General features: G+C 62.5%; 23 protein-coding genes. 10 read left to right on the forward strand and 13 right to left on the reverse strand.

Going from position 1 to position 21948, the window contains the following annotated elements; translation table 11 throughout:
- Window positions 1-112 precede the first annotated feature (112 nt).
- The 3 genes from aroC to IWX85_RS09205 form a co-directional block, all read right to left on the reverse strand.
- On the reverse strand, window positions 113-1210 hold the full coding sequence (gene aroC, locus IWX85_RS09195; protein WP_036811092.1) for a chorismate synthase: 1098 nt from the start codon (window positions 1208-1210) through the stop codon (window positions 113-115).
- Between the two features lie 51 nt (window positions 1211-1261).
- Window positions 1262-1717 carry a CBS domain-containing protein gene (locus IWX85_RS09200; RefSeq protein WP_036811089.1) on the reverse strand — a complete coding sequence of 152 codons (456 nt, stop codon included), beginning with the start codon at window positions 1715-1717 and terminating at the stop codon, window positions 1262-1264.
- Window positions 1718-1797: 80 nt separating this feature from the next.
- The gene (locus tag IWX85_RS09205) at window positions 1798-1959 is read right to left on the reverse strand and encodes a hypothetical protein (RefSeq protein ID WP_196869536.1); all 162 of its coding nucleotides are present in this window, start codon (window positions 1957-1959) and stop codon (window positions 1798-1800) included.
- On the opposite strand from IWX85_RS09205, the gene IWX85_RS09210 reads away from it, so the two are divergent.
- Genes IWX85_RS09210 through IWX85_RS09220 form a run of 3 tightly spaced genes read left to right on the forward strand, consistent with a single transcriptional unit; the run spans window position 1958 to window position 4349 of the window.
- Entirely contained in the window at window positions 1958-3259 is a 1302-nt protein-coding gene (locus IWX85_RS09210) for an O-acetylhomoserine aminocarboxypropyltransferase (RefSeq protein ID WP_036811086.1), read from the forward strand. The genes IWX85_RS09205 and IWX85_RS09210 overlap by 2 nt on opposite strands.
- Window positions 3260-3261: 2 nt before the next feature.
- The gene (locus IWX85_RS09215) at window positions 3262-4080 is read left to right on the forward strand and encodes an alpha/beta fold hydrolase (RefSeq protein ID WP_036811082.1); all 819 of its coding nucleotides are present in this window, start codon (window positions 3262-3264) and stop codon (window positions 4078-4080) included.
- On the forward strand, window positions 4077-4349 hold the full coding sequence (locus IWX85_RS09220; protein WP_051984387.1) for a TIGR03643 family protein: 273 nt from the start codon (window positions 4077-4079) through the stop codon (window positions 4347-4349). Before IWX85_RS09215 ends, IWX85_RS09220 begins: the two co-directional genes overlap by 4 nt.
- A gap of 266 nt (window positions 4350-4615) precedes the next feature.
- On the opposite strand, the gene IWX85_RS09225 is transcribed toward IWX85_RS09220, so the two are convergent.
- The 4 genes from IWX85_RS09225 to IWX85_RS09240 form a co-directional block, all read right to left on the reverse strand.
- Window positions 4616-4909, reverse strand: a complete 294-nt coding sequence (locus tag IWX85_RS09225; protein WP_036813920.1) for a GYD domain-containing protein — start codon at window positions 4907-4909, stop codon at window positions 4616-4618.
- Window positions 4910-5037: 128 nt separating this feature from the next.
- Entirely contained in the window at window positions 5038-6423 is a 1386-nt protein-coding gene (locus IWX85_RS09230; RefSeq protein ID WP_196869537.1) for an FAD-binding oxidoreductase, read from the reverse strand.
- Window positions 6424-6597: 174 nt separating this feature from the next.
- On the reverse strand, window positions 6598-7005 hold the full coding sequence (locus IWX85_RS09235; RefSeq protein WP_036811076.1) for a thioredoxin family protein: 408 nt from the start codon (window positions 7003-7005) through the stop codon (window positions 6598-6600).
- A 55-nt stretch (window positions 7006-7060) separates the two neighbouring features.
- On the reverse strand, window positions 7061-8275 hold the full coding sequence (locus tag IWX85_RS09240) for a YihY family inner membrane protein (protein ID WP_036811073.1): 1215 nt from the start codon (window positions 8273-8275) through the stop codon (window positions 7061-7063).
- A 34-nt stretch (window positions 8276-8309) separates the two neighbouring features.
- On the opposite strand from IWX85_RS09240, the gene IWX85_RS09245 reads away from it, so the two are divergent.
- Genes IWX85_RS09245 through IWX85_RS09265 form a run of 5 tightly spaced genes read left to right on the forward strand, consistent with a single transcriptional unit; the run spans window position 8310 to window position 12270 of the window.
- A complete protein-coding gene (locus IWX85_RS09245; protein WP_196869538.1) occupies window positions 8310-8699 on the forward strand; it encodes a DUF2069 domain-containing protein in 390 nt (129 codons plus the stop codon).
- Window positions 8696-10282: an FAD-binding oxidoreductase gene (locus IWX85_RS09250; RefSeq protein ID WP_196869539.1), complete on the forward strand. Its 1587-nt coding sequence runs from the start codon at window positions 8696-8698 to the stop codon at window positions 10280-10282. Before IWX85_RS09245 ends, IWX85_RS09250 begins: the two co-directional genes overlap by 4 nt.
- Before the next feature lie 49 nt (window positions 10283-10331).
- A complete protein-coding gene (locus tag IWX85_RS09255) occupies window positions 10332-11162 on the forward strand; it encodes a thymidylate synthase (protein WP_196869540.1) in 831 nt (276 codons plus the stop codon).
- Window positions 11163-11176: 14 nt separating this feature from the next.
- A complete protein-coding gene (locus IWX85_RS09260; RefSeq protein ID WP_036813917.1) occupies window positions 11177-11674 on the forward strand; it encodes a dihydrofolate reductase in 498 nt (165 codons plus the stop codon).
- A 2-nt stretch (window positions 11675-11676) separates the two neighbouring features.
- A complete protein-coding gene (locus IWX85_RS09265; protein WP_036811061.1) occupies window positions 11677-12270 on the forward strand; it encodes a DUF4337 domain-containing protein in 594 nt (197 codons plus the stop codon).
- Window positions 12271-12340: 70 nt separating this feature from the next.
- On the opposite strand, the gene IWX85_RS09270 is transcribed toward IWX85_RS09265, so the two are convergent.
- Window positions 12341-13120 (reverse strand): slipin family protein, encoded by a 780-nt coding sequence (locus IWX85_RS09270; protein WP_196869541.1) that lies wholly within the window; start codon window positions 13118-13120, stop codon window positions 12341-12343.
- A 13-nt stretch (window positions 13121-13133) separates the two neighbouring features.
- The gene (locus tag IWX85_RS09275) at window positions 13134-14519 is read right to left on the reverse strand and encodes a nodulation protein NfeD (RefSeq protein ID WP_196869542.1); all 1386 of its coding nucleotides are present in this window, start codon (window positions 14517-14519) and stop codon (window positions 13134-13136) included.
- 437 nt (window positions 14520-14956) lie between these two features.
- Between IWX85_RS09275 and xth the strand changes: the two genes are divergently transcribed.
- On the forward strand, window positions 14957-15733 hold the full coding sequence (gene xth / locus IWX85_RS09280) for an exodeoxyribonuclease III (protein ID WP_036811055.1): 777 nt from the start codon (window positions 14957-14959) through the stop codon (window positions 15731-15733).
- Window positions 15734-15809: 76 nt separating this feature from the next.
- Here xth and IWX85_RS09285 read toward each other — a convergent pair whose 3' ends face one another.
- The 4 genes from IWX85_RS09285 to IWX85_RS09300 form a co-directional block, all read right to left on the reverse strand.
- Window positions 15810-16622 (reverse strand): sulfite exporter TauE/SafE family protein, encoded by an 813-nt coding sequence (locus IWX85_RS09285; RefSeq protein ID WP_036811051.1) that lies wholly within the window; start codon window positions 16620-16622, stop codon window positions 15810-15812.
- A 4-nt stretch (window positions 16623-16626) separates the two neighbouring features.
- Entirely contained in the window at window positions 16627-18231 is a 1605-nt protein-coding gene (locus tag IWX85_RS09290; protein ID WP_196869543.1) for a gamma-glutamyltransferase family protein, read from the reverse strand.
- A 10-nt stretch (window positions 18232-18241) separates the two neighbouring features.
- Window positions 18242-19222 (reverse strand): tripartite tricarboxylate transporter substrate binding protein, encoded by a 981-nt coding sequence (locus IWX85_RS09295; protein ID WP_196869544.1) that lies wholly within the window; start codon window positions 19220-19222, stop codon window positions 18242-18244.
- A 632-nt stretch (window positions 19223-19854) separates the two neighbouring features.
- On the reverse strand, window positions 19855-20820 hold the full coding sequence (locus IWX85_RS09300; protein ID WP_196869545.1) for a tripartite tricarboxylate transporter substrate binding protein: 966 nt from the start codon (window positions 20818-20820) through the stop codon (window positions 19855-19857).
- Between the two features lie 150 nt (window positions 20821-20970).
- Here IWX85_RS09300 and IWX85_RS09305 point away from each other — a divergent pair, with 150 nt between their 5' ends.
- Window positions 20971-21849 carry a LysR substrate-binding domain-containing protein gene (locus IWX85_RS09305; protein WP_196869546.1) on the forward strand — a complete coding sequence of 293 codons (879 nt, stop codon included), beginning with the start codon at window positions 20971-20973 and terminating at the stop codon, window positions 21847-21849.
- Window positions 21850-21948: the final 99 nt, after the last annotated feature.

Consider the following 21948-nt stretch of genomic DNA (forward strand, 5'->3'; position numbering starts at 1 on the left):
TTGAAGGATCAAAAGGTTCAATCTACGGCACTGACTTTTTCCGTGGTGTAGTCAAATTCCCCGCTTCTGCCCCAGAACTGCCAGCGTCGGTGGGAGCGTCAACCTTGTCCGCTCAAGCCCGGCTGCGCGTGATGTCCGGCGTGCCAATCTTCACATCGCCGCATTGCGCGCGCTGGCGCAGGGCGTGTTCCATGACGACCAGCGCCAGCATGGCTTCGGCAATCGGCGTGGCGCGAATGCCGACGCAGGGGTCGTGCCGGCCCTTGGTCATCACCTCGGCCGGCCGGCCGTGGATGTCGATGGACTGGCGCGGCGTGATGATGGAGCTGGTCGGCTTGATGGCAATCGACACTTCCAGGTCCTGGCCGGTGCTGATGCCCCCAAGCACGCCGCCCGCATTGTTCGACAGGAAGCCTTCAGGCGTCAGCGAATCGCCGTGGGTGGTGCCGCGCTGCGTCACCGCACCAAAACCGGCGCCGATTTCCACGCCCTTGACCGCATTGATGCCCATCATGGCAAAGGCAATGTCGGCATCCAGCTTGTCGAACAGGGGCTCGCCCAGGCCGACCGGCACGCCGCAGGCCACCACACGGATGCGCGCGCCGCACGAATCGCCGGCCTTGCGTAATGCGTCCATGTAGTTTTCAAGGTGGGACACGTCGGCGCTGGGGGCAAAAAACGGGTTGTTCGGCACATGCTCCCACGACTCGAATGGAATCACCGCCTCGCCGATCTGCGCCATGCAGCCGCGAAAGGTGGTGCCGTACTGCGCAAGCAGCCATTTCTTGGCGACGGCGCCTGCCGCCACCATGGGTGCGGTCAGACGGGCCGACGAGCGGCCGCCGCCGCGCGGGTCGCGCAGGCCGTATTTGTGCAGGTAGGTGTAGTCGGCATGGCCAGGCCGGAAGGTGTCCAGGATGTTGCCGTAGTCCTTGCTGCGCTGGTCGGTGTTTTTGATCAGCAGGCAGATGGGCGTGCCAGTGGTTATGCCCTGGTACACGCCCGACAGGATTTCGACCGCGTCGGGCTCGTTGCGCTGGGTGACGTGGCGGCTGGTGCCGGGCCGGCGCCGGTCCAGGTCGCCCTGGATATCGGCCTCGGACAGCAGCATGCCCGGCGGGCAGCCGTCGATCACGCAGCCGATGGCCGGGCCGTGGGATTCACCAAAGTTGGTGACTGCGAAGAGATTTCCAAAGGTATTGCCGCTCATGGCGGTGATTATCCCAGAGTGTTTTTCCGGGGTTCAAACCAGCCCAGAGTGTCAGTCGCGATCCGCATCGCTTTCGGCAGGCCAGTCACGGATGTAGGCCTTGAGCATCTTGTTTTCAAAATTCTGGCTGTCCACCACGGCCTTGGCCACGTCGTAGAAACTGATCACGCCCATCAGCATGCGCTGGCTCATCACCGGCATGTAGCGTGCATGGCGTTCCAGCATCATGCGGCGCACCTCGTCGATCTCGGTGTCGGGCGTGCAGGTCATCGGATGGTCGTCCATCGCCTTGCGCACCAGCGTGCGGCCAATTTCGCCGCCATTGTTCACGATGCAGACAATCACCTCGCGAAAGGTCAGCATGCCGGCCAGGTCGCCATGTTCCATGACGACAAGCGAGCCGATGTCTTTCTCGGCCATGATGTCGGCGGCCTTGGCCAGCGGCTCATCAGGCTGGACGGTGTAGAGCGTGTTGCCTTTTACCCGCAGGATGTCTGCTACCTTCATCGTTTTTCCTAGGTGGTTCTGGCAGCAGCGACTGCGCCAGCATGTGTTTCATGGTCCCCGCCGTGACGCAGTACGGCCAGTCAGGGTGGAAATCGGCTTTGAATATAGCCCACAATGCCTTCACCAAGGGTAACGATTATCTCGACGCTCTCTGCTTTTGCCCCTGCCCTTTCACCCCTTGTCCCGGAAGTGGCCGGGTGCGCTTGAAAAATCAGCTTTTTTGCACTGGAGACTTCATTCATGCCCGGTTATTCAGACCCCGGTTTCGACACCCTGGCGCTGCACGCAGGCGCCGCGCCCGACCCGGCCACCGGCGCGCGCGCCGTGCCGATCCACCTGACCACGTCCTTCGTTTTCGAGTCCAGCGACCATGCGGCCAGCCTGTTCAACCTGGAGCGCGCCGGCCATGTGTACTCGCGCATCAGCAACCCGACCAATGCGGTGCTGGAGCAGCGCATCTCGGCGCTGGAGGGCGGCATCGGCGCGATTGCTACAGCCAGCGGCCAGGCCGCGTTGCACCTGAGCATTGCCACGCTGATGGGCGCCGGCTCGCACATCGTCGCCAGCACCGCCCTGTACGGCGGCAGCCAGAACTTGCTGCACTACACGCTGCGCCGCTTTGGCATCGACACCACCTTTGTCAAGCCCGGGGACATCGACGGCTGGCGCGCGGCGGTGCGGCCCCACACCAAGCTCTTTTTTGGTGAAACCGTCGGCAATCCGGGCCTTGAAGTGCTGGACATCGCAACGGTGGCGGCCGTGGCACATGAAGCGCAGGTGCCGCTGCTGGTCGATTCGACGCTGACCTCGCCCTGGCTGATCAAGCCGTTCGAGCACGGCGCCGACCTGGTCTACCACTCGGCGACCAAGTTCCTGAGCGGCCACGGCACGGTGATTGGCGGGCTGGTCGTCGACGGCGGCAGCTTCGACTGGGACCAGTCCGGCAAGTTCGCCGAACTGACCGAGGCCTACGACGGCTTTCACAACATGGTGTTCAGCGAGGAAAGCACCGTCGGCGCCTTTTTGCTGCGCGCGCGCCGCGAGGGCCTGCGCGACTTTGGCGCCTGCATGAGCCCGCACACCGCCTGGCTGATATTGCAGGGCATCGAAACCCTGCCGCTGCGCATGGCGCGCCACATGAGCAACAGCGAAAAGGTGGTGGACTTCCTGGCAAACCATCCGTTCGTGTCGCGCGTCGGCCATCCGCTGCTCGCATCGCACGCCAGCCATGCGCTGGCCAAAAAACTGTTGCCGCGCGGCGCTGGCTCGGTGTTCAGCTTTGACCTCAAAGGCAGCCGGGAACAGGGCAAGGCGTTTGTCGAGGGGCTCAAGGTCTTCAGCCACCTGGCCAATGTCGGCGACTGCCGCAGCCTGGTGATCCACCCGGCCAGCACCACACATTTCCGCATGAGCAATGAGGCGCTGGCGGGCGCCGGCATCACGCAGGGAACGATCCGCCTGTCCATCGGCCTGGAAGACCCGGACGACCTGATCGACGACCTCAAGCGCGCCTTGAAAGTGGCCGAGAAAGCGGGGGCTTGACCATGGAACATCTCGTCAATGGCGCCAAGACCTATGGGTACACCGGCGGCAAGCCGTTCGATGCAAAGCAGCCCACGGTTGTTTTCATCCACGGCGTGCTCAATGACCACAGCGTCTGGAGCCTGCAAAGCCGCTACCTGGCGCACCACGGCTGGAACGTGCTGGCCGTCGATTTGCCCGGCCACTGCCGCAGCGCAGGCGAAGCGCCCTCTTCCGTCGAGGAAGCGGCTGGTTTCGTTGCCGCACTGCTTGAAGCGGCCGGCGTGGAACGCGCCGCGCTGGTGGGTCACAGCTGGGGCTCGCTGATTGCGCTAGAAGCCGCGTCAAGGCTGAAAGACCGCATCAGCCACCTGGTGCTGGTCGGCACCGCCTTTCCGATGAAGGTGTCGCCTGCGCTGCTGGAGGCGTCGCTAAATGAGCCATTGAAGGCTTTAAAACTGGTCAATGTGTTCTCGCGCAGCACGCTGGCACCACCGCCCTCCGGCATGGGTCCGGGCACCTGGGTCTATGGCGCTGGCATGGCGCTGGGCCGCCGTGTGCTGGCCAGCAACCTCCAGGTCAACGTGTTCCACCGGGGCTTCAAGGCCTGCGACAGCTATGCCAACGGCGAGGCCGCGATTCAGGCCATCACCTGCCCGGTGCTGTTTGTACTGGGCGCGCAAGACCAGATGACGCAACCCAAAGCCGCGCAAGGACTGATTGCCGCTGCACGCAATGCAGGCAAGGACGTTCAACTGGTCAGCCTGCCCGTCGGTCATCACCAGATGACCGAAGCGCCCGATCAGACCCTGTTTGCGATCCGGGATTTTTTAAAACCATGAACCCGTTGCTGGCCCATGGCACACCGCCCGACGCCGCCGACATTTCCCGCATCATTGAAATGGCCTGGGAAGACCGCACGCCCTTCGAGTCCATCGCCGTGCAGTTTGGCCTGAACGAGTCGGCAGTCATTGCGTTGATGCGGCGCCAGCTCAAGCGCTCGTCGTTCAAAATGTGGCGCGAACGAATGGCTGGCCGGACCACCAAGCATGCGGCCCTGCGCAGTGCCGAAGTGACGCGCCACCGGGCGCGCCATACGCGCCAGGCATGACTGCCTGCCAGGCCAGCCCCTTGCGGATAAAAAACCGACGCACCGACATTATTTTGCTACTGATTCAATAGCTTCACATGCAATTCTTCCTTGCGCGGAGGGCCTGTTTTTATAAAATTCCCTGGTGCGTTTATAGGGCGATGACGGGCAGGATCATGGTAGCGGGTGCGCTGGATAGCATGCACAACCGCCTCCCGGAACAGCCAAAAACTGCCAGCAAACGATGGCATGGCCAGCCGGCAAACGGCCCGGGCAGGCAAGAAAGGCTATGCCATCCTGCCCAGAATGGCGTTCATTTCCTCTTTTGAAAACGCCCGCAGCATCTCGGTCCGGATGTTGCCGGCAGCACCTATGCTCAGGCCGAACGCGTTGGCAGACTCCTCGTCGTCGGCTTCGATGACCGCCACGAGGTCATACGGGCCCGATGTCCAGTAGAGCTGGCTCATGCTGGCGCCGAATTTTTTTGCCAACTCTCTGACGGCATCGGCGCGTTTCGTGGTGTCCTTCACACTGCGCATTCCCTGGTCGGTGAAATGGCAAAGGGCAATATAGGTTTTCATGGTTTTTCTTCCTGTCAGCGAGACCTTCGGCATCCACAGGCCAGCGGCGGTCCCGAAACGCCGACCCGGGTACCAACCCACAAGAATCATCAGGATGCGCCGGGCGCCTGCAAGCGCCAGGGTTGCGCTCAGGCGGGCCGGATGTTCTGGTTGGTGCTGAACAAATTGGCCGGGTCGTAGCGGCGCTTGACCTGTGCCACCCGCTCATAGTTCTGGCCATAGGCGGCCTTCACCCGGTCGCCCTCGTCGTCGGTCAGGAAATTGACATACACGCCGCCGCTGGCAAAGGGCGCCGAGGCCTTGAAGAAGTCGCGCGCCCAGGCCATGCAGCGCGCGTCATCGGCAGCGTCATCCCAGCGGCCGTGAACGTTCATGACGAAGCGCGCGTCCCGGTGGGCGTAAGCGGTGGCGCCCGGCGCGGGCCGCATGGTGGCGCCGCCAAGGGCGCCAAAAAATATCTCGCACTGCGGCGATGGCAGCGTCCCGATGGCGGCGATGACAGCATCGAACAGCCCATCCGGGAGTTCCGAAAAATTGTGCGATTTCCAGTAGTTGCGGGCTCCAGGCGTCAGCAGCGGGTCGAAGGCTTTTTGCCAGTCTGCATAGGGCATGGCGCCGACATGCGCGCCGAGCAGCGTGCCGAATGCGTGCAGCGGCTTGACGAGCGATTCGCCCTGTGCCGGGTCGCCGGTGTACAGCAGCGCCAGCACAATTACCTCCTGCCCGTGGACGCTTGGCGGCAGGAAAGGCAGCGGCGGCGCCTTGCGCATTACCGTCCACACCGACAGCTCGTCGGGCGCCTGCGCGGCAAATTCGCGGTACTGCCGCAGCACCGCTTTCGCCTCGGCAAACGCAAAGACGATCAGGCCGGCCAGCACCTGGGGGCCGACCGGATGCAGGTGAAAGTCAAACTGCGTCACGACGCCAAAATTGCCGCTGCCGCCGCGCAGCGCCCAGAACAGGTCGGGCTGCTCGGTGGCGCTGGCGTGCAGCACCTCGCCGGTGGCCGTGACCACGTCGGCCGACGCCAGGCTGTCGATCGTCATGCCGTACTTCCGGCTGAGCCAACCGAAGCCGCCACCCAGCGTCAGGCCGGCCACGCCGGTGGTCGAGTTGATGCCGAGCGGCGTCGCCAGGCCGTGCGCCTGGGCGGCGGCGTCGAAATCGGCCAGCGTGGCGCCGCCTTCGACGCGGGCGCGCCGCGCGGGGGCATCAACCTGCACAGCCTTCATCTGGGACAGGTCGATGACGATGCCGTCATCGCACACCGCGCTGCCGGCAATGTTGTGTCCGCCGCCGCGAAGGGCCAGCGGCAGCCCCTGGTCTCGGGCGAAATTCACCGCATGGACCACGTCGGCTGTGCCGGCGCAGCGGACGATGGCGGCGGGGTGCCTGTCGATCATCGCGTTCCAGACCTGGCGGGCGCTGTCGTAGGCCGGGTCGCCGGCAGGAATGACCGTTCCCTGAACGCCGTTTTTGAGCGCATCGATTTGCGCGGATGGCAGGTTTTTCATGGCTGTATCATTCCTTGTGTTCCGGCGGAATGCACGCATCGCACAACAGCAAGGGGCAAAACCGACCGGCTTCCGGGGTCAGTTGCGTGAGCAGATTCGCCGCTTACGCGGTTTAGCACTGCCCGCGGCCCGGTGCAAGGCCTGCTGCCAATCGGACATCGCCCTTACCTGGATTTACATGTCTGAAGCGTTGATCCAGAGTTCAGGCGCTGCTTGCAGCGCATCGAGCAATTGCCGTGTCGCCAGCGCCAGGGGGGCCGCTCGCAGGCTGGCGCTTTGGAGTGAATCAAGCAGCCGCGCCAGCGTGTTGGCCTGCGGCGTCAAGGGACCAAAAAACTGCGTGCCCTGCGCATCGGCCATCAGCACCGTCGGGAAGGTTTCCACGTCGATGTCGCCCACCAGGCCGGACTGGTCTTCAATATCCAGCCAGGCAAACCTGAAGGCCGGGTAGCGCGCGGCCATCTGGGTAAAAAGGGTTTCGTAATCACGGCACAGGCCGCACCAGTCCGCGCACAGGCAGACGATCCAGGTCACGTCGGTGGCTGGCAAAGACTGGGCGGCAGATGGATCGGAATCGTTCATGCGTTAAACCGGGTTGAAATAAGGCTGCAAGCCAGGAATCGGTTTGCTCATGTTTTCATAGCGCATCGTGCAGTTGCAGCGTGCGCCAACCGGCTTTTTCCCATAAATTATGGACCGAAGGCGCGCGGTCGAGCAGCAATTGCTGCATCAGCGGCGCCAGCGGCGTGCTGCCAGGCTCCACCAGCAGGAGGTAGCGCGACGCGGCGTTTCCCTCGGCATCGTTGAGCTGGCCGATCCAGTCGAGTTCAACCAGCGTTTCCAGCACCGGCTCCAGCTGGAGTCCGTCGACTTCGAGCCATTCGCCGAGTTCGGCAATGTTCAGACCCATGCGCGCCGTGCCACGAGCCTGGTGCAAATGCTGCAACACTTCGATGGCCAGCTGGAACTGCCAGCCATGTGCGCTGCCGCGCCGCGAGACACCGGCCATCAGGCTGGGCAGGTAGGCGGTGATGACCGCGCCCATCAGCACAATCACCCAGGAGACATAAATCCACACCAGCAGGATCGGCAAGGCCGCAAAAGCGCCATAGACCAGTGAATAGGTCGGCACCGCCGTCAGGTAGGCGCCAAGGACTTTCTTGCCGATCTCCAGCCCCGCCGCCACGAACAGGCCGCCGGCAAAGGCATGGCCCCATTTGACATAGGTGTTGGGCACATAGCGGTACAGCGCGGCCATGGCGCCGGCTACCAGGAAAAACTGCGCCACATCGAGCACGAAGCGCACGCTGACCGGCAAGGCGCCGACCAGGCCGCTGGAGGCCGACACCACATACGATGTCACCGCCAGGCTGGCGCCCAGCACCAGCGGCCCGAGCGTGACAGCCGCCCAGTAGATCAGCACCCGCTGCGCCAGCGGCCGGGGCTTGCGAACACGCCAGATGCTGTTCAGCGTGCGGTCGATGGTCAGGATCAGCGCAATCGCCGTGACCAGCAACACCGCCAGGCCGGCGCCGCCCAGCTTGTTGGCTTCGCCGCTGAACTGCGTCAGGTAGCCCAGCACCTGACGCGAAATGTTGTCGGGAATCAGGCTTCTGACCAGCCAGGCCTGCAGCGCCGCCTGCAGTGTGGAAAACATCGGGAACGCGGTGAAAACGGCCAGTGCCACGGTGAAAAAAGGCACCAGCGCAATCGAGGTGGTGAAGGTCAGGCTGCTGGCGGTCAGCCCCATGCGGTCTTCACGGAAGCGGTTGCGCAGGGTGATGGCGGTGTCACGCCACGGAAAATGCGACAGGTCAACGAGCAAGGCCTCAAGCGCGGGCGGAAATTTCATCCCCGGTATCATGCCATTGCCCTTAAAGACCAAGATGAACAAAGCAAACCAAATTGAAATGACACGCCTGCTGGCCCTGGGCAGCCTGGCCGGACTGATTGTGCTGGGCCTGGCCTGGGAAATGTGGCTCGCCCCAATACGCCCCGGCGGCTCGCTGCTGGCGCTCAAAGTGCTGCCGCTGGTCATCCCGCTGGCCGGGATCTGGAAGAACCGCATGTACACCTACCGCTGGGTCAGCCTGATGGTCTGGCTGTACTTCACCGAAGGCGTGGTGCGCGCCTGGAGCGACCGCGCGCCAGGCAACTACCTGGCCATGGTGGAAGTGCTGCTGTGCCTTCTGCTGTTCATCGCCTGCGCGCAGCATGTGCGCTTGCGCTTCAAAAACCTGCCCTCTGCTGCCCTTGCTGGCGACATTGCACCATGACGACACAACCCGAGCTTCTCGACACCCTGCGCCAGATCACCGGGGCGACCCATGTGCTGTGTGATGGCGACCTGAGCGCCTACACCCAGGACTGGCGCAAGCGGTCGCAGGGCAAGGCGCTGGCCGTGGTGCGACCGGCCAGCGTGCAAGAGGTGGCGGCCATCGTCAAGGCCTGTGCCACCGCCGGCACCAGCCTGGTGCCGCAGGGCGGCAACACCGGCCTGGTGGTCGGTTCGGTGCCTGACGAATCCGGCACGCAGGTGGTGCTGAGCCTGCAGCGCATGAACGCGGTGCGCGCCATCGACGCGGCCAACCTGACCGTCACCGTCGAGGCCGGCTGCATCCTGCAAACCCTGCAGCAGACGGCTGAAAAAGCCGGCTTCCTGTTTCCGCTGAGCCTGGCCGCCGAAGGCAGTTGCACCATTGGCGGCAACCTGGCCAGCAATGCCGGCGGCACGCAGGTGCTGCGCTACGGCAATGCGCGCGACCTGTGCCTGGGGCTCGAAGTAGTCAATGCGCAGGGCGAGATCTGGCACGGCCTGTCGGGCTTGCGCAAGGACAACACCGGCTATGACCTGCGCGATCTGTTCGTCGGCAGCGAAGGCACGCTGGGCATCATCACCGCCGCCACGCTCAAGCTGTACCCGCAGCCGGCCGCGCGGCTGACCGCGTGGGCTGCCCTGCCGTCGATGGACGCGGCCGTGACGCTGCTCGGCCTGGCGCACCAGCACCTCGGCGCGAGCCTGACCGGTTTCGAAGTGATGGGCCAGTTCGCCCTGAGCCTGGTGGACAAACACTTCCCCCAACTGCGCGTGCCCTTTTTTGACGCGTCAGCCGCCAGCGCCGGGCCGCCCCAAGCCAGGCCAGCCCCCTCGGGGGAGAGCGATCCACACGCAGTGGGGAGCGTGGGGGCTCCGGCCGCCAGCGCCGGGCCGCCCCAAGCCAGGCCAGCCCCCTCGGGGGGCAGCGAACCACACGCAGTGGGGAGCGTGGGGGCTCCCTATTTTGTGCTGCTGGAAAACTCCGACAGCGAATCCGAAGCGCATGCGCGCGCACGCTTTGAGCAATTGCTGGAAACGGCCTTTGACCAAGGCTGCGTGCTGGACGCCGTGGTGGCCGAAAACCTGTCGCAGGCCAAGGGCCTGTGGCACATCCGCGAAAGCATTCCGCTGGCGCAGGCCGAGGAAGGCCTGAACATCAAGCACGACATTTCGATTGCCGTCTCGCGCATACCTGCGTTCGTGGCGGCGACCGACGCCTTGCTGCGTCAGCACATCGACGGCGTGCGGCTGGTGAACTTCGGCCACCTGGGCGACGGCAACCTGCACTACAACGTGCAGGCACCCGAAGGCGGCGATGCCCATGCCTTCCTGCGAAACCACGAAGATGAAGTCAACACGCTGGTGTACGACTCGGTGGCGCGGTTTGACGGCTCGATTTCCGCCGAGCACGGCGTTGGCAGCCTGAAAACCGACATGCTTCCGGCCTACAAGTCGCCTGTGGCCCTGTCGATGATGCACGCCATCAAGCGCGCAATGGACCCGCAGAACATCATGAATCCGGGACGGATCGTGAAACTGTAAAAACGGCAGGCGGCGGGCATAATCGAGGTTTTTTTCCTTGGTTTTCCCCATGACCCGCCATATTCGCTCCCAATACGAAGATCTCATGCGCCTTGTGGACAGGCAAGGCGCCCTCAAGGCCGACCGCACCGGCACCGGAACGAAAAGCGTGTTTGGCCACCAGATGCGCTTTGACCTGAACGAAGGCTTTCCGCTGGTCACGACCAAGAAGGTTCACGTCAAGTCCATCATCCAGGAACTGCTGTGGTTCCTGACGGGTTCGAGCAGCAACCACTGGCTGACCGAGCGCGGCGTGACGATCTGGAACGAATGGGCGCGCCCGGACGGCGACCTCGGTCCGGTCTATGGCGTGCAGTGGCGCAGCTGGCCCACGCCGGATGGCGGACACGTTGACCAGATTGCCGAAGTCATCAAGACCCTCAAGAACAACCCGGACTCGCGCCGCATCATCGTCAGTGCCTGGAACGTCGCCGAACTTAGCAAGATGGCGCTGATGCCCTGCCACGCGCTGTTCCAGTTCTATGTGGCGCCCGCCACGCAAGCTGGCGGCAAGGGCCGGCTCAGCTGCCAGCTGTACCAGCGCAGCGCCGACATCTTCCTGGGCGTGCCGTTCAACATCGCCAGCTACGCTCTGCTCACGCACATGGTCGCGCAGCAGTGCGGCCTGGACGTGGGGGACTTCATCTGGACCGGCGGCGACTGCCATATCTACAGCAACCATCAAGAACAGGTGGCGCTGCAACTGGGTCGTGAACCTCTGCCCTACCCGACGCTCCACCTCAAACGCAAGCCCGATTCGATCTTCGACTACCAGTTCGAGGACTTCGAATTCCTCGACTACCGGCACCACCCGGCCATCAAGGCGCCGGTAGCCGTCTGATGGACAAGGCCCGCATGCCCCGCATCAACCTGATCTACGCCCGCGCAGCGAATGGCGTGATCGGCAAGGAAAACGCTATGCCCTGGCACCTGCCCGAAGACCTGGCGCACTTCAAGCGCCTGACGCAGGGCTGGCCGGTCCTCATGGGCCGCAAGACCTGGGATTCGCTGCCCGCGCGCTTTCGCCCCCTGCCCGGCCGCACGAATGTGGTCATCACCCGGCAGCCGGACTGGCGAGAAGCCGGCGCGCAACCCGCCAGCAGCCTGGCCGACGCGCTGGTGCAGTGCAGCGCCTGCGAAGAAGTCTGGGTCATTGGCGGCGCGCAAATCTATGCGCAGGCCGAGCCACTGGCCGCGCGCATCGAGGTCACCGAGATTGCCCGTGACTTTGACGGCGATGCGTTTGCGCCGCAGCTCGGTGCCTCATGGATTGAAGCGGCGCGGGAGAAGCATGTTGCCGCCAGCGGGCTGGAATTCAGCTTTGTCACCTATCAAAAAGAAGCGAAAAGATAAGCATGTCAGGACAAGGATTTCACGTACACGGCCCGCACGACCATGAACTGGAGCATGCCGCGCAGGGCGGACATGACGGCCACGACAAAGGCGGCGGCTTGATTGCGCAGATTGCCGTCGTCACCGCCATCATCGCCACGGTGGGCGCCCTGTTTTCCTACCAGGGCGGCGCCACGCAGGCCAATGCCGGCCTTTACAAAAACACGGCCGCCATCAAAAAAACTGAAGCAGCCAACCAATGGAGCTTTTTTCAGGCCAAAAGCACCAAGCAGTCACTGACCGAATTTGCCCGCGACCTGGCGCCTGACGACAAGAAGGTGGCCTACCAGAGCAGGATTGACCGCTACGAAACGGAAAAGAACGCGATCAAGCTCAGCGCTGAAAAGCTCGAAGCCGAAGCCATCGCCTGGGACCACTCGTCTGACGAGCAGTTGCACCAGCACCACCGCTGGGCACAAGCCACTACCGTGCTGCAGGTCTCGATTGCGCTGGCGGCAATTGCACTGCTCACGCGCAAGAAGTGGCTGGAGTACGGCATGTTTGCCCTGGCAGGCGTGGGCCTGTTGCTCGGCGGCCTGGCTGCGCTACATATTTAATAGCGCCTTGCGCCCGTGATTATTGCGCCAGGGCATTAAAAACCTCTGTAATTTTCCCCGGACATCAGCATCAACTGCGATCCGCCGCTGGCCGGTCCTTGCCCAGCATCCGCCCCAGCAAATCCATCGGCAGCGGAAACACGATGGTCGATGCGCGGTCGCCAGCCACTTGGGTCATGGTTTGCAGGTAGCGCAGCTGCATGGCCTCGGGCTGCTGCGCCAGCATTTTTGCGGCTTCCAGCAGCGCAAATGCTGCCTGCTTTTCCCCTTCGGCATGGATGACCTTGGCGCGGCGTTCGCGTTCGGCTTCGGCCTGGCGCGCAATGGCCCGCACCATCGATTCGTTCAGGTCGATGTGCTTGATCTCGACATTTGTGACCTTGATGCCCCACGCATCGGTTTGGGCATCGAGGATTTTCTGCACGTCCAGGTTGAGCCGTTCGCGTTCGGCCAGCATCTCGTCCAGTTCGTGCTTGCCAAGCACCACGCGCAAGGTGGTCTGCGCCAGCTGGCTGGTGGCCATCAGGAAATTCTCCACCTGGATGATGGCCTTTTGTGGATCGACAACGCGAAAGAACACCACCGCGTTCACCTTGACCGAGACGTTGTCGCGCGAGATCACGTCCTGTGGCGGCACATCCATCGTCACCACCCGCAAATCCACACGGACCATCTGCTGGATGCCCGGAATGACCAGCACCAGCCCCGGGCCCTTGACACGCCAGAAACGGCCCAGCTGGAACACCACACCGCGCTGGTATTCGCGCAGCACGCGCACCGAACTGAACAGCAGGATCAGCAGCAGCGGCAGGAGCACGGCGCCCAGGCCCCAGTTGAGGTTGAAGATCATGACCAGAATCCTTTCACGGTGAAGCCAAGGGAGAATCGGCAAGGGCGCGCACTTCCAGTGTCAGCCCGCGTAGCGCAACCACGCGCACCTGCTGACCCGACGCCAGCGGGTCGGAACTGGTGACCTTCCAGCGCTCGCCATGCACCAGCGCCCAGACGGTGCCATCGTTTTCCACGGCCAGCACTTTTCCCGGCGCGCCGATCATTTCCTCATGCCCGGTAACCACCGGGCGTCGCCGTGCCGTCAGCGCCATGCGCCCGCCGACCAAAAAAAAGGCAGCCGAGGCAGCGGCCAGACCAATGATCAGCGCAAGCGGCACGCCGGCACCGGGAAGGTCGCGGTCGAACAGCAACAGGCCGCCGGAGACGAATGCCACGGCGCCGCCGATGCCGAGCACGCCGAAGGCCGGCGTCAGCATTTCGGCGGCGAACAGCGCCATGCCGAGCAGCACCAGGCCCAGCCCGGCGTAGTTGACAGGCAGCATCTGCAGCGCAAACAGCCCCAGCAACAGGCAGATGGCGCCGGTCACGCCCGACACGCCGAAGCCAGGCGACATGAACTCGAAGATCAGTCCGTAGATGCCGATCATCATCAGGATCAGGGCGAAGCTCGGGTTGGCAATCACCGCCAGCAAGCGCTGTCGCCAGTCGGGCCGGACGGTCTCGAAATCCAGTCCACGCGTGGCCAGCGTCACCTCGACGCCCTGCACACGCACCGTGCGGCCGTCGATCTGCGCCAGCAAATCGGGCACGTCGCGGGCGATCACGTCGATCACTTTTTCGCGCAGCGCCTCGCTGGCTGTCAGGCTGACCGACTCGCGCACCGCGCGTTCAGCCCATTCGGCATTGCGCCCGCGCTGCTGCGCCAGGCCGCGAATGAAAGCGGCCGCATCGTTGACCTGCTTGGCGGTCATGGCGTCGGCGGCCGGCACCTGCGCAGGCGCACCGGCTTTCTGATTGCCATTTTTGGCGTCATCCGGCGGAGTTTCGCGACGCCGGTTGCCGGGCGGGCTGCCAAAACCTGGCAGGCCAATGGCCACCGGCGTGGCTGCGCCCAGCGTGGTGGCCGGCGTCATGGCGGCCATGTGCGCGGCATACAAAATATAGGTTCCCGCGCTGGCGGCCCGCGCACCTTCGGGACTGACGAACACCGCCACCGGCACCGGTGAAGACAGCATCGCTTGGATGATTTGACGCATCGAGGTGTCCAGTCCGCCCGGCGTGTCGAGCGAGATCACGACCAGCGGCGCATTGGCCGTTTTGGCCCTGGACAGGCCGCGAATCAGGTAGTCGGCGCTGGCCGGGCCGATGGCATCGTGGACTTCAAGCACAAGCACCGGTGCACCGTGGCTGGTGCCTGCGACCAGCACCAGCAAGATGGCGGCAATGAGGCTTCTCATCCAGCCAGTCGACTGCCACGGCAAGCACCCGTGCCCGACGCTTCCGGACAGCGCAGCCCATGCACTTGCCTGCGCAAGGCCGGCGCCGCACTGTGCCGGCAAAGCCATGTCAGCGCAAACGTCGTCTATCGGACAAGCAGCAATGTTCATGGGCAGACCTTTTGAACTTCAACCGGGCCGGCTGAGCTGCACGGTGCATGCCATGATGAAAAACAATAAAACCCGGCCTGATGGAATGGTAATCAACCAACGCACTGGCTTGCAAGCCTTGCGCAAGCGAAGGTCGTCGCAAGGTGTAAGCAGTACATGCCGCTAGGCACTGCTGCCCTGCCCACCAGAAAATACCGGCCGGCCGCAAGCCACACGAATAATGCGAAACTTGCCCCCTTGATCAAAACCTTGTTCCACTTCACCGCCGCACCAAGGCTTCTATTCCGATGAAAATTGCCACCTGGAACATCAACTCACTGACGGTACGGCTGCCGCAGGTGCTCGACTGGCTCGCGGCCCATCCGGTCGATGTGCTGTGCCTGCAGGAACTCAAGCTCAGCGACGACAAGTTCCCCATGGCTGCACTTGAAGCCGCTGGCTACCACAGTGCGGTGTTCGGCCAAAAAACCTACAACGGCGTCGCCATCCTGAGCCGCACGCCGGCTCGCAACGTTGTAAAGAACATCGTCGGCTTCACCGACGAACAATCGCGCGTCATTGCCGCCACGGTGGACATGCCCACCGGTGAAATCCGGGTCGTCAACGGCTACTTCGTCAATGGCCAGTCGCCGGGCAGCGAGAAGTTCGACTACAAGATGAAGTGGCTGGAGAGCCTGCGCCACTGGCTGCGGGACGAACTGGCCCAGCATCCGAATCTGGTGCTGCTGGGCGACTTCAACATCACTGCCGACGACCGCGACAGCTTTGACCCCGAAGGCCTGCGCGAAACCATCCACCACACCAGCGAAGAACGGCTGCATTTCCAGGCCTTGGTCAAGCTCGGCCTGACGGACGCCTTCCGCATGTTCGACCAGCCGGAGAAAAGCTATTCCTGGTGGGATTACCGGGAGTTTGCCTTCCGGCGAAACAGGGGCTTGCGGATCGACCACATCCTGGTCAGCGATCCGCTCAAGCCACTGGTCCGCAGTTGCGTGATTGACAAGCTGCCACGCAAGAACGAGCGGCCCAGCGACCATGTGCCGGTGGTGGTGGAACTCGCTTGACTATAAAAAAAATAGCAGATAGCACCCATAGACCGTGCGCCAGAGGCTATTCTGACAATAATTTCAGCGCGCATCGTCAGGCCGCCAGCCCCCGGCTCGCCATATACGCAGCCAACACGAACAGCAGGCAGGCAAACGCGCGCTTGAGCTGCCTGACATTGAGGGTGTGAGCCGCCCGGGCACCCAAAGGCGCAAAAATGACACTGGTCACTGCAATCAGCACCAGCGCAGGCAGGTAAAGGTAGCCAAAGCTGCCTTGAGGCACGCCGTGCAGGTTCCAGCCTGCAATGAGGTAGCCGATGGTGCCGGCCAGCGCAATCGGAAATCCCAATGCCGACGAAGTCGCCACGGCCGTGTGAATGGCCACATTGCACCAGGCCATGAACGGCACCGAGATAAAACCGCCACCTGCACCGACCAGCGACGACAGCGTACCGATCAGCGTACCGGCGCCGAACATGCCAGCGCCTTGCGGCAATTGCCGTGATGGCTTGGGCTTTTTGTCGATGAACATCTGCACTGCCGAATAGGTGACAAAAACAGCAAAAACAAGGGCCAGTGTTTTGCTGGAGAGCAGCCTGGCAATCTGCGCGCCCAGCAGCGAACCGGCCACAATGCCCGGCGCAAGCAGCTTGACGACATCCCAGCGAACGGCGCCGCGCTTGTGGTGGGCACGCACGGAGGCCAGCGATGTGAACAAAATGGTTGCCAGCGAAGTGGCGACCGCCATCTTCACGACATAGCCCGCCGGAAAACCTTGCGCGGTGGCAAGGTAAGTCAGCGCCGGCACCAGCAGCATGCCGCCGCCGATGCCCAGCAGGCCGGCCAGGAAGCCGGAAATGCAGCCCAGCACCAGCAACTCCGCGACAAGGATCAGGTCGATGCCCATGACTTCAAAACGCCACGGCCTGGCCGTCCTTGCGGGGGTCGGAGCCGGCAATATAGCCATCCCCCTGCCTGAATACCAGCTGCGCGCCACCGAATGCGAACACGCCATTGCCGCGCTCGACGGTGACTTCATGCCCGCGCGCAACCAGCCCACTGACCACGGCGGCATCAAAGCCCGGCTCGACCGCCACCTGACGACCCCCCGTCACACGCCAGCGGGGGGCATCGGCTGCCGCCTGCGGATTCTGCCCATAGTGCAGCACACGCAAGGCCATTTGCACATGGCCCTGGGACTGCATCGGTCCGCCCATCACGCCAAACGCCATTTGCGGCGTGCCGTCGGCATGCATGGCGAACGCCGGAATAATGGTGTGGGAAGGACGCTTGGACGGACCGACCTGATTGGCATGTCCCTGCGCCAGGGAAAAACCATGGCCACGGTTTTGCAGGCTGATGCCGGTTCCGGGCACGACGATGCCCGAGCCAAAACCCATGTAGTTGGACTGGATGAAAGACACCATCATCCCGGAAGCATCCGCCGCCGCCACATACACGGTGCCGCCTGGCTTGGGCGTGCCATGACCGGGGTCGCCGGCCTGGTTGCGGTCAATCAGTCTGGCGCGCTCGGCCAGATAGGCCGGTTCCAGCAGCGCACTGGGCGGTATCTGCATCGCGTCAATGTCGGCGTTGTACTGGTACAGGTCTGCCAGTGCGAGCTTCATCGCCTCAATCGACAGGTGCACCGTGTCCACATGATCAACCGGCTGTTGACCAATACCCAGGGATTGCATCATGCCCAGCGCCATCAGCGTGGCAATGCCCTGCCCGTTCGGCGGCAACTCGTGCACCACGGAACCGGCGAAAGGCTGCGCCAGCGTGCCGCACCAGTCGGCGCTGTGCTTCGCCAGATCGTCCTCGGTCAGCACCCCGCCATGTTCCCGCGCATGCGCAGCAATACGTTGGGCCAGCGCACCCCGGTAAAACGACTCGCCATGGCTTTCGGCAATGGCTTCGAGCGTGCTGGCATGGGCTTCGCTTCGAAACACCTCGCCAGCATGAGGGGCGCGGCCACCGGGCAGAAAGCATTCGGCAAAACCTGGCTGGTCGCCCAGCCGCGCGCCGCCCATTGCCCACAGATGCGAAATGATCGGCGACACCGCAAAGCCGTTGCGCGCGCAGTCAATGGCAGGTTGGGCCAGATCGGCGAACGGCAGGCGACCGAACCGGCGCGAAAGTGCGCTCCAGGCGGAAACCGCACCGGGCACGGTGACGGCGTCCCAGCCCTTGTCGGGCATGGCGCCCTGGCCGGCAAATCGGTCGGCGGACCAGGCCGCTGGCGAGCGGCCCGAGGCGTTCAGGCCGTGCAGTTCCTTGCCGTCCCAGACGATGGCAAAACCATCGCTGCCCAGGCCGCAGCCGGTCGGCTCGACGACGGTCAGCGCCATGGCAGTGGCGATGGCGGCATCAACGGCATTGCCGCCGGCCAGCAGCATGCGCAGGCCGGCCTGTGCAGCGAGCGGCTGCGAGGTGCTGACCACATTGCGCCCCAGCACCGCAGAGCGGGCCGAAGGATAAGGATTGGTGAAGTCGAGCTTGGATGAAGTCTTCATGATGTGTTGTTTATTCAAGGTTGATTTTGCGGTCGCGAATGATGCGCGCCCAGCGCTGGCTGTCGGCAGACACCATGGCGGCGAACTGTGCGGGCGCACCCAATGGCGCAGGTTCCACGCCAAGTTTGGCCAGGCTTTCCACCACGTCAGGTGCGTGGGCGGCTTTTTCGAATGCGTCGTGCACACGCGCCACCAACTCAGGCTTCAGATTGCGCGGTGCATACAGCCCGAACCAAGTGACGGATGAGAAACCCGGCAGGCCTGCCTCGGCCACAGTCGGCAGTTCGGGCGCCAGGGTCGAGCGCTTGTCGCCGGTGACGGCCAGGGCACGCAGACGCCCGCTCCTGACATGCGGCATGCCTGAGGGAATGGCATCGATCAGCACCTGCACCGAGCCGGCAATCACATCGGGAATGGCCAGAGCCGTGCCCTTGTAGGGAACGTGGGTGATGAACACGCCCGCCTGGGCCTTGAAGGCCTCGGTCGTCAAGTGCACGATGGTGCCGTTGCCGCTGCTGGCGTAGTTGAGCTGGCCGGGATGCTTTTTGGCATAGTCGATCAGTTCGGCCACCGTTTTGACCGGGAGCGACGGCGTCACAAGCACCACGCTCGCCGCATCGGCCAGATGCGCGATGGGTGTGAAATCCTTGAGGGCGTCGTAGGGCAACCGTGGCATGAGGTGGGGCGAGATGGCGTGCGTGCTGCTGGTCGTCAACAGCAGGGTGTAGCCATCCGCCACTGCCTTGGCAGCCTCTGCCGCCCCGATGGTGCCGCCCGCGCCGGCCTTGTTGTCCACAATGACCTGCTGGCCCATGTCCCTGGACACTCGCTGCGCGATGACCCGTGCCACGAGGTCGGTTGCGCCGCCTGCGGGAAATGGCACCACAAGCCGCACAGGCCGCTCGGGCCAGGCTTGCGCCTGCGTGGTCGCTGATGCGGCGATGAGACAGACCCCCCCCAGCAAACGATAAAAGTTGGAGAAAAAACGCATATGAATGGTTCCTGGACAGGTAAGTAAAAGAGGCAGGTGAAGCCGCCCGAAAAGATGGTTGAAACAGCATCGCAGGAATACTCCTGCCTTGTCAAAACAGGATAATTTGCAATGTTTCATTTCCAAAAAAATAAATGTCGATATTCAAAAATCTGCAGCAGCTTGTGACGGTCGGGCAGGACACTTGAGGCACCGGAGCCCGGAGCCTGCAGGCACCCGGCAGGAAAACTTCACCCACATTCGGCGCGAATCCCCAAGGGAAAAAGGCCTTTTCTAACAGCGCAAAGGTGCGGGCTATGGGGCCGCTGCTGCCAGTTTTTGCGGGAAAACTCCGGATATTCAGTCTTGAAGCACGCCACCCGAGGTATTGCGTCCCTGCAACGCCTCGCCATCAGGGCGAATGACAAATGCATCGCTCCCAATTCCATTGCCAACGGCTTGAGTGATGATCGTTGCGACAGCTGTGCCCATCTCCCCATCCATGGCATTGTTTCCCTGCGCAAAATCAACCGCCCAGCTTGTGCTGCCGGGAGTGCCACAAACCCCTGATGTATGCAAAAAGTCGAGCTTTTAACTTGAGGCAAGGATTTATGGGGTCGAGATGCATTTGCACGGGGCATGCGTGATTCTTTTCAGTCCAGCGCTACCTTTAGTTCAGTCGCAATACGCTTCCATTTGGCTGAATCAGCAACGACCATTTGCGTGAACTGTTGTGGTGTACCCCCGGCCGGGTCAATTCCGAGTCGGGTGAATTGCGCCTTTACCTCTGCATCGTCAAGTGCCTGGTTGGCAGCTGCGTTGATCCGCTGAACAATGTCTTCCGGCATGCCTTTGGGCCCATACAGTCCATACCACACAAGTGACTCAAAGCCCGGCACCGTTTCGGAAATTGCCGGAAATTCGGGAGCCAGTGGGGTGCGTTTGGGAGAGGTCACACCCAACGCTCGAAGCTGACCTTCGCGAACACGCGGCAAGGCCACCGAGATTGATTCAAACATGAAGTCAATGCTTCCCCCAATCATGTCGGGAATCACAGCCGCTGTTCCCTTATAGGGAATGTGCGTCATCAAGGTGTTCGTCTTGGCTTGAAATATCGCGGCCACCAGATGCGAATACGAGCCCTTTCCGCTGGATCCATAGTTAAGGCGCCCCGGATTCTTGCGTGCGATGTCGACCAGATTTTGCACAGACTTGGCTGGCGAATTATTCGGCACCAGCAAGATGGCGGCGGCGCTGCCCAGCTGCGTGATGGGTGTGAAGTCCCGTGCCACGTCGTAGGGCAGACGTGAGTTGATGGCCGGGGCGATGGCATGGGTCGATGAAGTCGCCAGCAAAAGGTTGTAGCCATCCGGCGCCGCCTTGGCGATCGCGTCCGAACCAATAGCCCCGGTCGCGCCCGCGCGGTTTTCAACGATGATGGTCTGGCCCAGTGTCTTACCCATTTTTTGGGACACCACCCGCGCAAGTGTGTCCGTCGCGCCGCCGGGTGGAAACGGGATGATGATGCGTACAGGTCTGTCCGGGTAGCTCTGAGCATGTACCAATGACCCGGCCAAGACAGCATATGCAAACAGCAACACTGCAGGGAAAAATTTCATCTGTGTATCCTTTGGAACAAGCCATGTGACGTAGTGGATACAGATAATTATCGAATCCTCAACAAAAAAATCAATCGAGTTATTTTCGCTTTATGATAAAGAAAAACTTTATTCAGAATTTGTCTTTGCCCCCTCTGAAAACGCCATTCAATGAGCAGTATTCGCACACTCAAAACATTCGTTTCCGTAGCAACCGAGGGCTCCTTCGCGGCTGCAGCACTCAAGGTCGCCCTGACGCAGGCCGCCGTAGGTTTGCAGATGCGGGTGTTGGAAGGAGAGATGCGTCGGCCGCTGTTCGAACGGCAGGGCAAGGTGATAACGCTCAACGGAACGGGGCGGGAGTTGCTTCCAAAGATCAAGCATCTCATCGCCCAGTATGAAAAGCTGTTGAGTGCCGCAGGCACGGAAACCTTGTCAGGAACCGTCAATCTTGGCGCTGTTGTCTCAACGGTCCGGTCATTGGTGCGTGCCTGCCTGGCGGTGAGAGCACGTCATCCATCGCTGGATCTGCACATCAGTGCCGCCAAATCCATTGAGTTGCTGTCCAAGGTCGGTTCGGGAGAACTGGATGCCGCTGTGGTGGTTCGTGATCCCGGACAAAGCGGGTCGGGTTTGGCCTGGACAGCCTTGTACTCGGAGCCCATGGTGCTGGTCTGCCCCCGAAAGGCGAGCGAAAAAACGGTGCAATCCGGATTGAAGTCTCATCCCTTCCTGCGTTTCGACCGCACGGAGCTCACCGGGCAGATCGTTGAACGTACGTTGCGAAAGCTGCGAATCAAACCTAACGAATTTCTGGAACTCAATTCAATCGAAACGATTGTGGAGCTCATCCGGTCAGACCTGGGTGTGTCGATTCTTCCTCTCCTCAACGGCAGCCGGTGGCTGGCGGATCCAAAGCTGCAGATCATCGAAATTGCACAGGTATCAGAGCAGAGGCATATTGTCCTGGTGCAATCGGCAGTCAACCAGAACGCGGGGTTGACAGATGTTTTGGCCCAAGAGTTTCTCTCAACCCTCAAGAGCTTATAGACAAAATCAGTGACTCCAAAAGCTCGCGGGCGATGCGGGCAACCTGCGGGAGCATGCGATGGCAAAGGGATCGCAAGTGGGCGAAGGTGTCGGCTGGCA

The organism is Polaromonas sp. CG_9.11 (genome assembly GCF_015752225.1).
Taxonomy (GTDB): domain Bacteria; phylum Pseudomonadota; class Gammaproteobacteria; order Burkholderiales; family Burkholderiaceae_C; genus Polaromonas.

Coding starts and splice junctions, on each gene's coding strand:
- IWX85_RS09265 (WP_036811061.1), top strand. CDS start 11,677: ATGTCAGGACAAGGATTTCACGTACACGGCCCGCACGACCATGAACTG.
- IWX85_RS09305 (WP_196869546.1), top strand. CDS start 20,971: ATGAGCAGTATTCGCACACTCAAAACATTCGTTTCCGTAGCAACCGAG.
- IWX85_RS09200 (WP_036811089.1), bottom strand. CDS start 1,717: ATGAAGGTAGCAGACATCCTGCGGGTAAAAGGCAACACGCTCTACACC.
- IWX85_RS09210 (WP_036811086.1), top strand. CDS start 1,958: ATGCCCGGTTATTCAGACCCCGGTTTCGACACCCTGGCGCTGCACGCA.
- IWX85_RS09235 (WP_036811076.1), bottom strand. CDS start 7,005: ATGAACGATTCCGATCCATCTGCCGCCCAGTCTTTGCCAGCCACCGAC.
- IWX85_RS09205 (WP_196869536.1), bottom strand. CDS start 1,959: ATGAATGAAGTCTCCAGTGCAAAAAAGCTGATTTTTCAAGCGCACCCG.
- aroC (WP_036811092.1), bottom strand. CDS start 1,210: ATGAGCGGCAATACCTTTGGAAATCTCTTCGCAGTCACCAACTTTGGT.
- IWX85_RS09240 (WP_036811073.1), bottom strand. CDS start 8,275: ATGAAATTTCCGCCCGCGCTTGAGGCCTTGCTCGTTGACCTGTCGCAT.
- IWX85_RS09260 (WP_036813917.1), top strand. CDS start 11,177: ATGCCCCGCATCAACCTGATCTACGCCCGCGCAGCGAATGGCGTGATC.
- IWX85_RS09275 (WP_196869542.1), bottom strand. CDS start 14,519: ATGAGAAGCCTCATTGCCGCCATCTTGCTGGTGCTGGTCGCAGGCACC.
- IWX85_RS09245 (WP_196869538.1), top strand. CDS start 8,310: ATGAACAAAGCAAACCAAATTGAAATGACACGCCTGCTGGCCCTGGGC.
- IWX85_RS09230 (WP_196869537.1), bottom strand. CDS start 6,423: ATGAAAAACCTGCCATCCGCGCAAATCGATGCGCTCAAAAACGGCGTT.
- IWX85_RS09290 (WP_196869543.1), bottom strand. CDS start 18,231: ATGAAGACTTCATCCAAGCTCGACTTCACCAATCCTTATCCTTCGGCC.
- IWX85_RS09225 (WP_036813920.1), bottom strand. CDS start 4,909: ATGAAAACCTATATTGCCCTTTGCCATTTCACCGACCAGGGAATGCGC.
- IWX85_RS09250 (WP_196869539.1), top strand. CDS start 8,696: ATGACGACACAACCCGAGCTTCTCGACACCCTGCGCCAGATCACCGGG.
- IWX85_RS09300 (WP_196869545.1), bottom strand. CDS start 20,820: ATGAAATTTTTCCCTGCAGTGTTGCTGTTTGCATATGCTGTCTTGGCC.
- IWX85_RS09295 (WP_196869544.1), bottom strand. CDS start 19,222: ATGCGTTTTTTCTCCAACTTTTATCGTTTGCTGGGGGGGGTCTGTCTC.
- IWX85_RS09255 (WP_196869540.1), top strand. CDS start 10,332: ATGACCCGCCATATTCGCTCCCAATACGAAGATCTCATGCGCCTTGTG.
- IWX85_RS09220 (WP_051984387.1), top strand. CDS start 4,077: ATGAACCCGTTGCTGGCCCATGGCACACCGCCCGACGCCGCCGACATT.
- xth (WP_036811055.1), top strand. CDS start 14,957: ATGAAAATTGCCACCTGGAACATCAACTCACTGACGGTACGGCTGCCG.
- IWX85_RS09285 (WP_036811051.1), bottom strand. CDS start 16,622: ATGGGCATCGACCTGATCCTTGTCGCGGAGTTGCTGGTGCTGGGCTGC.
- IWX85_RS09215 (WP_036811082.1), top strand. CDS start 3,262: ATGGAACATCTCGTCAATGGCGCCAAGACCTATGGGTACACCGGCGGC.
- IWX85_RS09270 (WP_196869541.1), bottom strand. CDS start 13,120: ATGATCTTCAACCTCAACTGGGGCCTGGGCGCCGTGCTCCTGCCGCTG.